Annotated in this window: 13 protein-coding genes; 8 read left to right on the top strand and 5 right to left on the bottom strand. The window is 58.8% G+C overall.

From position 1 onward, the window contains the following. Positions 1-35 precede the first annotated feature (35 nt). From LG294_RS18110 to LG294_RS18130, 5 genes are all read right to left on the bottom strand, one after another. Entirely contained in the window at positions 36-866 is an 831-nt protein-coding gene (locus tag LG294_RS18110; protein WP_404288245.1) for an ABC transporter permease, read from the bottom strand. Next, positions 866-1,798 carry an ATP-binding cassette domain-containing protein gene (locus tag LG294_RS18115; RefSeq protein ID WP_404288247.1) on the bottom strand — a complete coding sequence of 311 codons (933 nt, stop codon included), beginning with the start codon at positions 1,796-1,798 and terminating at the stop codon, positions 866-868. Before LG294_RS18115 ends, LG294_RS18110 begins: the two co-directional genes overlap by 1 nt. Positions 1,799-1,926: 128 nt before the next feature. Next, positions 1,927-2,961 (bottom strand): YdcF family protein, encoded by a 1,035-nt coding sequence (locus LG294_RS18120; RefSeq protein WP_404288249.1) that lies wholly within the window; start codon positions 2,959-2,961, stop codon positions 1,927-1,929. A 22-nt stretch (positions 2,962-2,983) separates the two neighbouring features. Further along, a complete protein-coding gene (locus LG294_RS18125) occupies positions 2,984-4,396 on the bottom strand; it encodes a phytoene desaturase family protein (RefSeq protein WP_404288251.1) in 1,413 nt (470 codons plus the stop codon). Continuing rightward, entirely contained in the window at positions 4,393-5,847 is a 1,455-nt protein-coding gene (locus LG294_RS18130; RefSeq protein WP_404288253.1) for a glycosyltransferase family 87 protein, read from the bottom strand. Before LG294_RS18130 ends, LG294_RS18125 begins: the two co-directional genes overlap by 4 nt. Positions 5,848-5,952: 105 nt before the next feature. Here LG294_RS18130 and LG294_RS18135 point away from each other — a divergent pair, with 105 nt between their 5' ends. From LG294_RS18135 to LG294_RS18170, 8 genes are all read left to right on the top strand, one after another. Beyond that, positions 5,953-6,231, top strand: a complete 279-nt coding sequence (locus tag LG294_RS18135) for a DNA gyrase subunit A (protein WP_404288255.1) — start codon at positions 5,953-5,955, stop codon at positions 6,229-6,231. Between the two features lie 123 nt (positions 6,232-6,354). Continuing rightward, complete coding sequence (locus LG294_RS18140; protein ID WP_404288257.1) at positions 6,355-7,521, top strand: cytidylyltransferase domain-containing protein; 1,167 nt, start codon at positions 6,355-6,357, stop codon at positions 7,519-7,521. 32 nt (positions 7,522-7,553) lie between these two features. Next, positions 7,554-8,447, top strand: coding sequence for an N-acetylneuraminate synthase family protein (locus tag LG294_RS18145; protein WP_404291828.1), 894 nt, complete (start codon positions 7,554-7,556; stop codon positions 8,445-8,447). Positions 8,448-8,528: 81 nt separating this feature from the next. Then, entirely contained in the window at positions 8,529-9,515 is a 987-nt protein-coding gene (locus tag LG294_RS18150; RefSeq protein WP_404288259.1) for a glycosyltransferase family 2 protein, read from the top strand. Continuing rightward, positions 9,512-10,855, top strand: coding sequence for a polysialyltransferase family glycosyltransferase (locus LG294_RS18155; protein WP_404288261.1), 1,344 nt, complete (start codon positions 9,512-9,514; stop codon positions 10,853-10,855). Before LG294_RS18150 ends, LG294_RS18155 begins: the two co-directional genes overlap by 4 nt. Continuing rightward, positions 10,852-11,877 carry a hypothetical protein gene (locus LG294_RS18160; protein ID WP_404288262.1) on the top strand — a complete coding sequence of 342 codons (1,026 nt, stop codon included), beginning with the start codon at positions 10,852-10,854 and terminating at the stop codon, positions 11,875-11,877. The genes LG294_RS18155 and LG294_RS18160 overlap by 4 nt, the downstream gene beginning before the upstream one ends. 8 nt (positions 11,878-11,885) lie before the next feature. Beyond that, the gene (locus LG294_RS18165; protein ID WP_404288264.1) at positions 11,886-13,118 is read left to right on the top strand and encodes a DUF6716 putative glycosyltransferase; all 1,233 of its coding nucleotides are present in this window, start codon (positions 11,886-11,888) and stop codon (positions 13,116-13,118) included. Positions 13,119-13,412: 294 nt separating this feature from the next. After that, positions 13,413-14,498, top strand: coding sequence for an inositol-3-phosphate synthase (locus LG294_RS18170; RefSeq protein WP_404288266.1), 1,086 nt, complete (start codon positions 13,413-13,415; stop codon positions 14,496-14,498). Positions 14,499-14,734: the final 236 nt, after the last annotated feature.

Raw genomic sequence — 14,734 nt, forward strand, 5'->3', positions numbered from 1 at the left:
ATCCAGTCTAGTTTGTTCAGTTATTTCAACGCGTCTTAGACGTCGCGGCTCTTCAGCAACCACGCACCGAGAATTAGCGGGATCAGCGTCCATCCGGCTACCCCGAGCAGCTGCTGCCATTGCTCAAGCTCGCTGGGGTAGGACAGCGGCAGGGCCAATGACATGCTCAAATTATCTGGAAGGAAACGCACGATGTCCTGAACCCAGTCGGCAACCAATGTGAGCAGCCCGGTGACCGCGGGAAGAACGAAGAACAATGCCACCAGGGAGGTAATTCCACCGGCAGAGTTGCGCAGCAGTGCGCCCAGCGCCAAACCGATCAGCGCAGCCATCACCACGGCCAAGACTCCGTACCAGAGCACATTCTGGAAATCGCCGCCGAAGTAGTCCAGCTTCATGTTGTAGTTCTTGGCCAGTGGCATGCATACCAGGTAGGCAAGGGTTCCGCCGATGACCTGGACTATGGCGCTGAGCAAGGTAATCAGCACCACCTTGGCAGCCAGCACGCGCAGGCGCTGCGGGCTGGCCAAGAAGGTGCTCACCGCGGAACCTGTGGTGAATTCACCGCTGATGAGCAGCACGCCCAAAACGCCGAGGATCAGTTGGGAGAAAGCCAGGCCGGATCCGACGAGCTCCGCGGTAAAGGCCGCGCTTGTCATATCCGGGACCCCTGGCATCGGCGGGGTATCACCGGCAAAGGAGCCAACTCCCCACACGCCAATGGCGGCAATGCCCATATTGAGCACGATCGCCACAAGCAGCAGAATACGAGTGGAATTCAGCGAGAAGAAACGAATTGATTCCGAACGCAGCACACCGCCGAAGGTGACCTTGCCGCGTGTTGGGGTTGCGAGGTGAGTACTCATTAGTTCGTTCCTCCGGCAACTGCTTCGTTGAGTATTTGTGATTTGTATTCGACCTCGTCGCGGGTCAATTCCATGTACGCGTCTTCCAGGGTTCGCTGCAGCGGGCGAAGCTCGCTGAGCACAATTCCCGCCTCCAAGGCGCGGCGGCCGATTGATTCGGAATCCGGGCCGGAGACCCGCAGGGTTCTGGCATCCAGGCGGGTCAGCTGCACTCCATCGGCCGCCAAGCTGCTCATCAACAGCTCCAGATCGCTGGCGCGGACAATGGTTTGCGATAGCCCGTCATCGATGAACTCGTTGATCGGGGCATCCGCGAGGATCCGACCGCGGCCAATCACGATCAGATGATCAGCGGTCTGCGCCATCTCGCTCATCAAGTGCGAGGAGATGAACACGGTCTTCCCCTCGGCTGCCTGCTGGCGGGCCAGGTTGCGCACCCAGGCGACACCCTCGGGGTCCAGTCCGTTGACCGGTTCGTCCAGAATCAGCACCTGCGGGTCGCCCAGCAGTGCCGAAGCGATCCCCAGACGCTGTCCCATGCCCAGCGAGAAACCGCCAACCTTCTTGCGATTCAGTTGGCTCAGGCCAGTGAGTTCCAGAACCTCATCCACCCGGGAAGTGGGAATTCCGCCGGTGGCCGCCATGGCTCGCAAATGGGAGCGTGCGGAGAGCGACTTATGCACAGATTTGGCTTCAAGTAACGCGCCGACCTCAGTCAGCGGGTGCTTGGAGGAGGTGAAGTTCTTGCCGTTCACGGCGACCTGCCCAACGGTCGGCTTGGCAAGGCCCACGATCATGCGCATGGTCGTTGACTTACCGGCGCCATTGGGGCCGAGGAATCCGGTGACCATTCCGGGCTGCACCGTGAACGACACGTTGTCGACAACGGTTTTCGCACCATATTTTTTGGTTAACTCATGTGCCTGAATCATACTTCCAGCTTAGAAACCGAACTGCAGGAAAGCACCGCCCCGAATGCTGATTTTGGCTCTCACTCCAAAGACTGAGCCGGAGGCTCAGCAACGATCCGCATACACCTATAGGTGCACGTTCGCGCTGTTTAGAGCACGTGATCGTAGTTCAGCAGAAGCATCAAGGCTCCGATGACCGCCGCGGCGAAAGGTAGTGCAAGCAACCCCATGATCAGCTTGTGGTCTCTCACAATTGCCACGCATTCACGCAAGAAGGCACTGGGACGATAATAGGCAGCGGTTTTGCCCCCGAAAGCCCGGGCGTCCAACCCGAGCTGGCGCGATGCGAATCCTGCCCGCAGCGCGTGATAATCGCTGGTCACCACCCATAGCTGGCCTTCACCTGTCCGTTGGCGTACCAACGCATCGGAGAAGGTCAGATTCTGGATGGTGTCCTTGGCCTGATCTTCGATCATGATCTGTTCCGCAGGTATCCCCTGTTCCTGCAGGTAGCGTCCCATGCTGACGCCTTCGGGCTCCACCTCGTCGCCACCTTGTCCACCGCTTGGAACTAACAAGGGTTTAGGCTCAGCTGCGGTTTCGTAAAGCGAGATTCCCCTATCCAATCGCCCACGCAGCAAGGGAGTGACTTTGCCTTTAATGGTGCGTGCCCCCAGCACCACCACCGCGGCTGCCTGCCCCTTGGAGGGGAACTTCGCCTGCACCCAGGCATAGAGCAACAGCATGGAGAAGAGGCAGGCTGCCAGCGAGGACGACATGAACAGAACAAAGGCGAACGCATAGGCCCACCAAGTGTTAATAGACAAGATCACGAACGCGGCGACGGGCAGTCCAAGCACCGCCAGTCCCGCGGCCAGCGAGAGCAAATTCGACATCCTCGGGCCCTCGCGGCGCCACATCACGACACCGTTGTGGATTAATGCGCCTGCAAACAAGATATAGATCAGTGGAGTGAGCAAGAAGACCAGCACAAGCACCAGTCCGAGGCCGGGAACCAGACTGGTAAGCAGGTTGATGCACAGCGAGATAGTCCCCAGCACCAATGGAAAGAGCAATATCGCGTTGCTCAATCGGCGCGGGTCCTTGCGGTAACGAACAATGAAAACCGCCCACAAGATCAACAAGATGAACGCCGGGAAAATCCCGTAGTACGTCGAATCCATCAACAGTCCTTAGATCCTATATTCAGTGAGAGTATTCGCGACGGAGCATTGCTTTGGCTCCGAGATATCCGGCCATGCCATGTACCGACGGGCCCGGAGGCGTTGCCGAAGAAACTAGGTATAGTCCCTTGGACTGCAAGTACCAAGGCTCCGGGGAGAACCGGGGACGCATGACGCTGCCGAGCAGGTCCATGGTTCCGCCCGAGAGGTCACCACCCACCAGCGCTGCGTTCTGCCGTTCTAACCCGGTGGCCGGAACGACGTAGGTTTCCTTGACTAAGTCGTGAAAGCCCGGAGCTGCCGCTTCAATTTGAGCGGTGATCTGGCGTCGCATATCTGCCGCAGAGCCCAGTGGAACGTGGCAGTAAGCCCAGATGACCTGTTCTCCACCCGGGGCCCGCGAATCGTCAAATACCGAGGGCTGCGCGACGATCAAGTATGGATGCTCGGCGGTACGCCGATTGGCTGCGCGTTCAGCCCGACCCACTTGGAGAGCCGTCCCGCCAAGATGGACAGTTCCGGTCTGACCCAGAACCGGGTCCTTCCATGGAATTGCTTCGCGAAGCACAAAATGCACCAAACAGCTCCCCGGCGAGCGCCGGGTCTTGGACAATGCCTTGGCTAGTTTGTCCGGGATTTTTCCGGTGGTCAGTCTCGCCGCATCTTCGGCAGAGGTATCGAGAAGAACCGATTCGGCATCCAACTCATCGACATGGGACACCCTGTGCCCGGTATGGATTTTGCCCCCGTGGGCGGTAACTTCCGCGGCGAGCGCGTCCGAAATTGCCTGCGATCCCCCGCGTGGGATAGCCCATCCCTGGCTATGCGCCGCGGCGGCGAGAAATAGCCCGGCTCCGGCGTTCGCCGGGCCGCGCGATCCACCAGCCACGTGCGCGGCGCAGCCGGCATAGAGCGCAGCCGCCTGCGGGAATTTCCCTGCCAGCACATCCTTGAGCGCCATGCCGCCTAGCGCTGCAGCGCCAAAGATACCCAGGGTCACCGGATGCGCCGGGACTTTCAGCAAGGGGTTGAGCAAGGTGTCCCCCAGCTGCGTCATTCGGTCCACCAAAGGGCCAAGCAGCCGGGTATAGACGGCGCCGTCTCGTGGGCCCAGGTCATCACCGGTGCGCTTCAAATCCCGCCAGGCGTAGGCCGTGCGTTCGTCAAGCACATGAGCAAAGGATAGCTCCGGAACAATAAATTCAACCCGTTCGTGCACGTTGAGCTCATGCATTGCCTCGGAGAGCATCGCCATCGGATGCACCGCGCTACCTAGATCGAACTTCGCACTCGAACCCTCCAGAGGTTGAGTTCTCGCGGCCCCGCCGATCGTCTCGTTCGCCTCGTATACCTCGACATGCATGCCCGCTCGGGCCGCCACCGCAGCGGCGGCTAAGCCGTTGGGCCCAGAACCAACCACTGCAATCGAGCTCATACCTGTTGCTCCTGCGAAGTGATTTTGGACTTGCGCAGCCCGCGCAAGGTGAAAACGTCTTTGGCTCCGGCGAAGGCGCCAGCCAGTGGGTCATCCTGGCCTACCGCGCGAATTGGATCGCGGCGCGGATCAAGAATCGAGAGGACCACCTGGAACATCAGGTAGGCAAGCATGGCCATATGCGCGAGCACAAGCACAACGTAGCCGATTTCCGGGAAGATCTTATGTGGATCTTTCTCCCCGGAGAACGCATCGAGATAGTTCCAAAGCCCGTAGAAGTGGGCGACTTCCACGATCATCCAGACCACGAACAACCGCCAGCGCGGCAATGCCAGCGCGAACAACGGAATCAGCCAGACAATGAACTGCGGAGAGTAGACCTTATTGACCAGCACAAAGGAGGCAATAATGAGGAATGCCAGCGACCCCAAGCGAGGAGTACGCTTGGCCAGCAGACCGAGCGCCGCAACGCCGACGCACAGGATAAAGAATAGAACCAGGCCGTAACGGGAGATCTGTTCTGCCTCGAAGGTGCCCATGGAGTCGGTCTTCGCAGCCACTGCGTTCCACGCATGCCAAAAACTTGAAAGCCCGGCACCGCGTTCCGAGGAGAAGGTGAAGAAGTGCTTGAAGGAATCCGGGTAGGCCAGCGCGTAGGGCAGATTTACCAGGACCCAGGTGCCTGCGGCGACGCCGCCGGTCGTCCAGAAGACCTTGAGCTTCCCGGTGCGAATTGCGATTACTAGAATCGCGCCGAGAATGAAGAACGGGTAGATCTTCATCGCCGCGCCCAAACCGATCAGCACCCCAGCAAGGATTGTATGTCCGCGGGCAAAGGACAGCATGCCCATGGCCAGCAGGGCAACGGCCCACATATCCCAGTTGATGCTCGCCGTCAGGATGATGCCCGGTGCGATCGCCACGATCGCCGCGTCCCACGGGCGACGCCCGCCCATGCGCAGCGTGCACACCACGGTGACCACCCAGAGGATCGCCACGATAGTCAGGTTCATATCAAAGTAGAGCAGCGAACGATTCTCAAGGCCCTGCGGGACCAGCGCGGCAACCGCCGAGGCCACAGCGCTCATCAGCACCGGGTACTCGAACTCTGCCCCGCTGCTGAACGGAACCCACGGGTTGTCGGCGAATCCGCGCGCCCCAAAGAGCGGGACCCAATCGGTGTAGCAGGCATATACGTAGGGGTTTGAGCCGCCCCAACCATTGAGTCTGCAGGGGTTCTTAGCCAAGAGCATGAGCAGCGCGCCGAGTGTGGTCAGCAAGATCATGACGCGTTCAATGCTGAAGAATCCGGGGCTGACTCGCCCCGGATCGCTGTGACGGCCTAACGGGCCGCCGATCAGCGCGGTGAACTGGCGCAGGAATCCGTCGGCCCTCGAAGGGACGGTAATTCGCAGCGGACCACGCTGGTTCGGCTTTTTCGGGGCACTCATAGGTTCCAGCCTAGTTTGCCGAGACACCGCGCTGCACCATTTAGTCCGCTGATTCGGTTATTCGCACCCCTTCGATCGCATTCGAGCAGGTGGCAGGATGCCACTATGCATAGTCAATCCAAGGAAGCCCTGAGCCAGTCGATGCAGCTTCTTCAGGCTCTGGCCCTAGCTATCGAACGGCGCGAGGAGGTTTTCGCGGCAATCGAAAAATCCGATTCGCCCGTCTCCGCCGTAACGACCCTGAGCGACCTCTTGAAGGTAGATGAGTCTGGCGCCCGGGCCATCCTGGATATGCAGGCCCACCGCTTCACCGGTGAAGGACGCCGGAAGCTCGACGAGCATTTAACCGTACTGCGTGGCCAACTAGACGCCCTGGAACCGTAAAACGACTGGATAAGCTCAATGACATGGGCATACAGGTTATTCCCAGCAAGCTAAACCTGTTCTTCACCCTGCGTTAACCTGATGTAGGGCAGGTGGACAACTCGGCTTCCTAGGCTCATGGATGTGAGTAAAACCGACAAGCCCAGCGTCCTAGCGATCATCCCAGCCCGGGGTGGTTCCAAGGGCGTTAAGCTCAAGAATCTACGCACCATCGGGGGCATCTCCCTGGTGGGCAGGGCCATCCTTGCGGCGCGTTCTGCGACGACAGTCAGCGAAGTCGTGGTCAGCACCGATCATGAACAAATCAAGGCCGAGGCCCTCGCCTACGGGGCCACCGTGATCAGCCGACCGGCAGATATCGCCGGAGACACGGCTAGCAGCGAAGCGGTGCTTCTCGATGTTTTGTCCAAGGTCTCCGACACTCCGGATATCACCTTGTTCATTCAATGCACCAGCCCGCTGATCGATCCTGCGGACCTGGACGCGGCTGTAGGTGCGGTCCGCGACGGCGAAGCCGAAGTCAGCTTCGCCGCGGTGCCCGACCATGGATTCCACTGGACCGCCGATGCCCAAGGGCTCGCGGTAGCCAGCGGACATGACGCGGCAAACCGGCCGCGCCGCCAAGACCGCGAGGCCCGCTGGCTGGAGACCGGAGCGTTCTACGCGATGGACACCATCGGCTTCCAAGCGGTCAAGCACCGGTTCTTCGGCCGAGTTCGCATCTGCGAGGTCGCCGCGGAACACGGGATGGACATCGACACCGAAGCGGATCTGGCGCTGGCGCAGCTGCGCGTCCCGCAGCGCAACGAACCGATTCTTGTTGATGCTGTAGTCACCGATTTTGACGGGGTGCATACCCCGGACACAGCCTATGTGGACGAACACGGTACCGAAACCGTGCGCGTTTCGCGCTCCGATGGCATGGGCGTAGCCCGGCTAAGAGCGGCCGGCGTGAAGTTCCTGATTCTGTCCAAGGAACGAAACCCGGTAGTCGCCGCCCGAGCGGCAAAGCTGAACGTCGAGGTCGCCCACGGCATCGACAACAAGGCCGAATATCTGGCCCGCTGGTTGGCCGACGAATCGATCAACCCGGCTCGCGTTGCCTATGTAGGCAACGACATCAACGATCTGGCACCAATGGAGCTGGTCGGCTGGCCAATCACAGTCGCCGACGCCAGCGAAGAGGTGCATCGTGCCGCACGCCACCGGCTGTCCCGCAGCGGCGGGAACGGTGCCGTTCGCGAGCTCGCCGAGCTGGTCCTGACGGCCCGCTCCAATTCACTAGTTTGAAACCCAAAGTTTTCCCAATGAAAGGCAAGTCAATGACCTCCGTGAACACCGAAATCAAGCCAGTAGCCATCGGCGAATCCCTGCTCGGCACCGGCCAGCAGGTCTACGTCATCGGCGAGATCGGCATCAACCACAATGGCGACATCGAGATCGCCAAGCAGCTGATCGATGTCTCGGCCGAGGCCGGCGCCAACGCGGTCAAGTTCCAGAAGCGCACCCCGGACATCTCCACCCCGATGGACATGCGCGACAAGATCCGCTCCACCCCATGGGGCGACATGACTTACCTGGACTACCGCTACCGCGTCGAGTTCGATCAGGCCCAGTACAAGGAGCTCATCTCCTACGCGGCTTCCAAGGGCCTGCACGCCTTCGCTTCCCCATGGGACGTTCCTTCGGTTGAGTTCATGGAAGACCAGGGTGCCGTCACCCACAAGGTAGCTTCCGCTTCGGTCACCGATATCGAGCTGCTCAAGGCTCTCGCGCAGACCGGCAAGCCAATCATCTTGTCCACCGGAATGTCGACCATCGAGCAGATCGATACCGCGGTGGAAACCCTGGGCACCGACAAGCTGGTCATGATGCACGCAACTTCCACCTACCCATTGCCTCCAGAAGAGGCGAACCTGCGTATGGTCGAGACCCTGCGCGACCGCTACCAGGTTCCGGTAGGCTACTCGGGCCACGAGCGCGGCCTGCAGATCTCGCTGGCAGCCGTCGCCTTGGGCGCCGTCACCGTCGAGCGCCACATCACCCTTGACCGCACCATGTGGGGCTCGGATCAGGCTTCCTCGCTGGAGCCAAAGGGCTTCGAATCGCTGATCCGCGACATCCGCATCCTCGAGCAGGCCATGGGTGACGGCGTGAAGAAGGTCTTCCCAGGCGAGCTGGCACCGCTCTCGCGCCTGCGCCGCGTCGACGCCTAGTCACGGCACACAACCGGCGGTTGGACTCACCGACGGGTCCAACCGCCGTTTATTTTTGCCCCGCCTAGCCCAGAAGGAACCATGAGTTTGATCCCCGGTCGTATATCAGTGGTGATTCCCGCCTATAACCAGGAGGAATACATCTGCGATGCCCTTACCTCGTTGACCCGCCAGAAGCTGGGCAAGTGGGAACTAGAGGTGCTGGTGGTCGATGATGCTTCCACCGATCAGACCGCGAATCTGGTGCTTGGCTACCAGCAAAAGCTCGAAGGCCTCAAATTGGTCAGCCTCATCGAGAATTCCGGAGTCTCCGCGGCCCGCAACGCCGGGCTCGAGATGGCCACCGGCGAATTCTTCACCTTCCTTGACCCGGACGACTGGTACGCTCCGGAGCACCTCGCAACGCTGGCCGCTGCCTTGGAAGATCTGCACGTGGATTTCGTACGCACCGACCACGTTCGTGTCACCGGGACCAACCGGGTGCTGCACCGCGCTCCGCAGGCCCTGCGCGGCCTGCCACTGCACCCAGCAGATGATATCGAGCCGATCGACTCCCCCTCGATGGTGGATTATGCCTTCGTTTGGGCGGGAATGTATCGCACCGAACTGATGCGCACCAAGGACACCTACCTGTTCGACGCGGACTTGCACAGCGCCGAAGACCGGCTATGGCTGTGGAAGCTGCACCTGCGTACCAGCCGCTACGCGGTCATTTCCTACCCCGGGGTGTTCTACCGCCGCGGGTTGCCCGGTTCGCTCACCCAGGTTTTCGACCAGCGCCAGCTGGGCTTCATTCCGGCCTATGCACGGATCCTGGACGAGGTGCGCGCCCACGAGCACGCCGAACGCCATCTGCCCAAAGCGATGCGGCAGTTCTTCGCGATCGTTTGCCACCACGAGAAACGCGCCAAGCACTACCCGCCACAGGTGCGTCTTGAAATGAAACAGCAGCTACGAAAGATCTTCACGACCATCGACGTTAATATCGCACAACAGGTAGCGCTCGAAATGGATATTGCGCGCCGTCGCCACATCCTTTCCTTCCTTCAGGTCGGAGCCGCTAAATGATCGCTTTAGTCGAGGCCAGCAGCTATTTTCAATTAGCTTCTCTGGCCGCCATGGCCGACGCCGGACTACTGCCACAGGCAGATGAATATGTCCTTGTACTCGCCAATGGCTCGCAATTGCCCGAACTGACCACGCCACTGGATGAAGCCCCGGGATTCGCCGAGCTTGCCGCGCGATTCGATCGCGTGGTGGATTTCGCCGCCTTAATTTCGCCGCGCAGACCTTCCCAGTTCAACCCACGTGAAGACGAACTGCTCATCTTCGAACGATTGCTGCGCAGCGCTTGGGACCTGGGAGAGGAGCGGTTGACGCTTGTTCTCGAATCGATTCAGGTAAACCCCGCGCGAGCGCTGGCTCGAATCTTCTTCGATGCCTCGCTCTGGGTGCATTCGGACGGGCTGATGTCCTACGGTCCGACGCGCAATAAACTTCAGGTCCCGATGGCTCAGCGTCTGGCCGGGACCATCCACGTGGATCTGGTGCCGGGTCTGGAGCCGCAGCTGCTTGCCGAGCAACAACCATCGCGTCTGGTCTTGCCGGCCTCCGCGCTGGCGCCGGTCTTCGCCCAACTGGCAGAAGAGTCGAATCTGCAGTTACCCGAGGGTGCCGCCCTGATCCTTGGCCAATATTTAGGCTCACTTGGTCTGGTGGATGCCGAAGAAGAACTTGAGTTGCACGAGCAGATGCTCCGGGCCGCCAAGGACCGCGGACTGCATACCATCTTGTTCAAGGCCCACCCGTCGGCCAGTGCCACTTCAGCGGCCCGCTTGCGCGCACGCGCCCAAGATCTCGATCTGGATTTCCACCTGCTCGATACCGATCATCTGGCCGAAACCGTGATCCTCGCGGCGAAGCCTGAAGTTGTCATCTCCTGCTTCTCCACGGCATTGGTCACCGCCAAATACGTGCTCGATACCCAGGTGCACGCAGTGGGTACCGCCAAGATGCTGCAGTTGCTGGCGCCCTATGAGAATTCGAACCGAATTCCGCTGTCAATCATCCACGGACTTTTTGTACAGGACCTGCCGGTGCCCGCTCGAGCCGGAAGCATCGACATGTTCAGTGACTTGCTCGCTGCCATTTCCTATTGCATGCAGTCCAAACAGCTCCCGCATTTGCGCTCCGTAGCCGAAGCTTTCCTTGCCGAACACTACGGCGTGTATTCCGCGCACTTCAAGCGTCGGCGCATCACCAAACTTGCACTGCCTCCCCAGTGGGCCCACTTGCAAGCACGTCGTTCGGTGCCTGCCAAGGTCCGTGGAGTATCTCGCCACATGTTGCGCCACGGCTCTCGGACCTTGGACTCCATGTCCAAATCCCTGAGTCGACTGGCAAAATGAACGATACGATGATCAAAATTTCCCATCCCGACACCCAGGAAGTGCCACGGCCACGCTTTGGCACCGCCCACGTATGGGTGGAATCTCCCTTGCAATTGCTCTCGGCAGTGGAAACTCACGCTGCCGGATTGCTCGGAGATGAAGTGCGCATCATTCCTCGACGAGGGATGCCGCTAGAGGCAACCACCGGCGCGTTGCTGAAAAATTCGCCGGCTGGTTTGCACTTCATGACTGCAGCTAAACGACCACCGCAGCCTAGCTCTGCGCGAGACAGGTACGTCACTGGCGATGCCTATTCGGGCCGGATACAGCGCGCTATGCTGACCGGGGTCAAGTCCAAGGAAATTATCATCATTGATGATGGGTTAGCCACTTTGGCACTGATACGTCAGCTTGTCAGCGCTGAACCTACACCTGTGGTGCGTGCCCGCGCGAAAAAAACAGCTGCCCGTCAGGGCCTCGGGTTGGCAATGTGGCACCGTCTGCGCGGCCTGGCCAAGGAGGGACGCCTGTTGATCGTCTCTGCCCTGCAGGTTGAACCGGAAATTAGGGAGCGTATGGATGCGCTGGGCATCAAGTTCGCTCAGCATAAGTTCGAATGGTTAGCTACCCAACCCGTCGCCGAACGATTCACCGAGCCTACCTTGCTCATCGGTTCGGCCATGGCCGCAGACGGAATTATTCATACCGAAGCATATCTGGAATGGATTCGTTCCATAGCCGAGGAAGGGCCAGTAGCTTACTTCCCGCACCGCCGAGAGACTCCACAGATATTGGAAGAACTACAGCAGAGCCCCAACGTCGTATTGAAAGAGCATACGATTCCCATTGAGATGCGCTTGCGCGATTTGCGTCCGGGACAAGAAATCAGAGCGCTGCCTTCAACTGTCATCCCTTCCTTGCGCCTTTTGCTCGGTAACGAAGCTCGTAACTTATATGCGCAACCGATACCGGATCATTGGTGGACGCCAAGCACCTCGCAAGATCTTCGTGACCACCTGTCAAGCTCGTTGAAGGTGTGACAGTCCTCGTGAAACCAGCAATTCTCGCGGTCGCGGATTCGGATTCGTATCTGAAACTCGCCACCAGCTTTCTGCACCGATTGGGCCCAAGTTGGGACCGTCGGGTAGTTTTGGCGCGTACTCCTGTCATGCCCACCGACGAACAGATTGCCGCGGCATTCGAGGGTACCGATCTCGACCCCACAGATCTAGAGGTCTTAGCGTTGAACCAGTTCAATGCGCAAACGGTTGGCGAAGATATTGTCTTCGCTGCCGCCACGGGGCCGGTCGTTGCCGAGTTATATGCCCGGATGCTGCGTACCGAACCGGTGGATCAACGAAGCACCGCACTGATCTCCGCTCTTCCCGGGGTCGCTTATCCGGCCACCCTCAAGGGATGGAACTATCGCCGACCAGGTGACGCATTCATTTGCCATTCGCACGCCGAGGCGCGAGATTTTTCATTTATGAATCTCGACAATGAGGGTCATCAGCCAACGATCATGGTCAGCAAGCTTCCCTTTCTGCGCTCTTCCGGTTTCCCCACCGATTCATCTGCCCCGATCAAGCGACTCGTCTTTGCGCCTCAGGCCAAAGTGCCATTTGGCAAATCAGAACGCGAAAGCATTCTCGTATCGCTCGAGCGGGCCGCACGGCTCAATCCGGGACTAGAAGTCATGGTCAAATTGCGAGCGCGCGCAGGTGAACCTCAGACTCATCTCGAGGCCTACCCCTATGACTTACTTTTCGAAGAACTTGTTCACTCAGGCCGATTGGGAAAGTCCACGCATCTGCGTTTTGTAACCGGCAGCATGTCCGAAGTACTCACGGAGAATAGTGCGCTCGTGACCGTTTCATCCACAGCGGCGCTCGAGTCAATCGATCGCGGACTACCGACCATGGTGCTCTCAGACTTCGGTGTAAATGCTGACATGATCAATGTTGTTTTCGAATCCTCCGGACTGCTCGGTACTCTGCAGGACCTCGAGGATTTGAACTTTGAACCTGCAAACAAACCCTGGTTGCGCGAGAACTACTTTCACCGTGTGGACAACACGTTCAATGAGTCTTTGACCATCCTCGCGCATAGAGCCCGAGCCGGTCAGCTAAAAACAGATCCCGAAATACTGGCTTACATCAAGCACCAGCCACTGCGTCAACGAGTGCGCACGGCACTCCCGACACCGGTGCTCAGGGTATTACTGAAAATTCGCAGATCCATCAATTTGTCACGACAACCAAACTCAAGATCACTGTCATGATCAAAATCCACTTTGCACATGAAGTCCATCAATAGTTGCAAAGTGGGTACCAGTCATAGGCATATCAAATTTTGGTCATGTACAAAACCGGTAGGTTGATCGGCACTATTACGGGTTGCTGCGCGACTTCCAGGTGATGGACTGCAAACGCTTCGTCGAAACATCCGGTGATTGCAACCACTATGGGAATGTTTCTTGACCAAAAGGTCTTAAGATCATTAAGGGCCCATTAATAGACTGTGCTATCGCGCGGCCATTTTGCCCACAGTTTTGTATATTTCATTAGGAGTTCATGTGTCGGCGAACCCGATTCGCGTTGCCATTGTTGGTGTGGGTAACTGCGCCACTTCCCTTATCCAAGGTGTCGAGTACTACCGAAGTGCCGACGAAAATGTCTCTATACCAGGCCTGATGCACGTTCGATTCGGTGCGTACCACGTGGCCGACGTAGAGTTCGTTGCTGCGTTCGATGTGGATGCGAAGAAGGTCGGACTCGACCTATCCGACGCCATCCTGGCCAGCGAAAACAACACCATCAAAATCGCCGATGTACCAACCACCGGTGTCACAGTGCAGCGCGGGCCCACCTTAGATGGTCTGGGCAAGTACTACCGAGAGACCATTGAAGAGTCGACCGCTGATCCTGTCGACGTCGTCAAGGCATTGAAGGACAACAAGGTAGACGTCATGGTCTGCTACCTGCCAGTGGGCTCCGAGGACGCAGCAAAGTTCTACGCTCAGTGCGCTATCGATGCAGGCGTTGGCTTTGTCAACGCCCTGCCGGTCTTCATCGCAGGCACCCCAGAATGGGCTCAGAAGTTCACCGACGCGGGCGTACCTATCGTGGGTGACGACATCAAGTCGCAGATCGGTGCCACCATCACACACCGTGTGATGGCTAAGCTCTTCGAAGACCGCGGCGTGGTGCTTGATCGCACCTACCAGCTCAATGTCGGCGGCAACATGGACTTCAAGAACATGTTGGAACGCGATCGCTTGGAATCCAAGAAGATCTCCAAGACTCAGGCAGTTACCTCGAACACCTCGGCTAAGCTCACCGCTGACGACGTGCACATCGGCCCAAGCGACTATGTTGCCTGGCTAGATGACCGCAAGTGGGCGTTCGTTCGCCTCGAGGGACGTAACTTCGGTGACGCTCCAGTGAACTTGGAATACAAGCTGGAGGTTTGGGACTCGCCAAACTCGGCCGGCGTCATCATTGACGCTGTGCGTGCAGCCAAGATCGCGCTCGACCGCGGCATCGGCGGCCCGATCCTGTCGGCTTCTAGCTACTTCATGAAGTCCCCGCCAGAGCAGTACGACGACGAGTCTGCTCGCGCTAAGGTCGAGGCCTTCATCCGCGGCGATATCGAACGCTAAACAGTCCCAACCGGGGCGAATTAAAAAGATCCGTGCGTAGAATTCTGAAATAGAGTTCTACGCACGGATCTTTTTAAGTTTCACCGTCTTTTCGGCGTGGTTTGCCCCGGACGCGGAGAAGCCCGCCGGCTGATAGGCCGGCGGGCCTCTGCTGAATCGTATGCGAGTTCATTTCGCACCCCTTTTCCTATAGTTCAGAACAACGGTAATGGCGTTGAACTCAACTAGCGGATACG

The organism is Glutamicibacter arilaitensis (assembly GCF_044793945.1).
Classification (GTDB): domain Bacteria; phylum Actinomycetota; class Actinomycetes; order Actinomycetales; family Micrococcaceae; genus Glutamicibacter; species Glutamicibacter arilaitensis_B.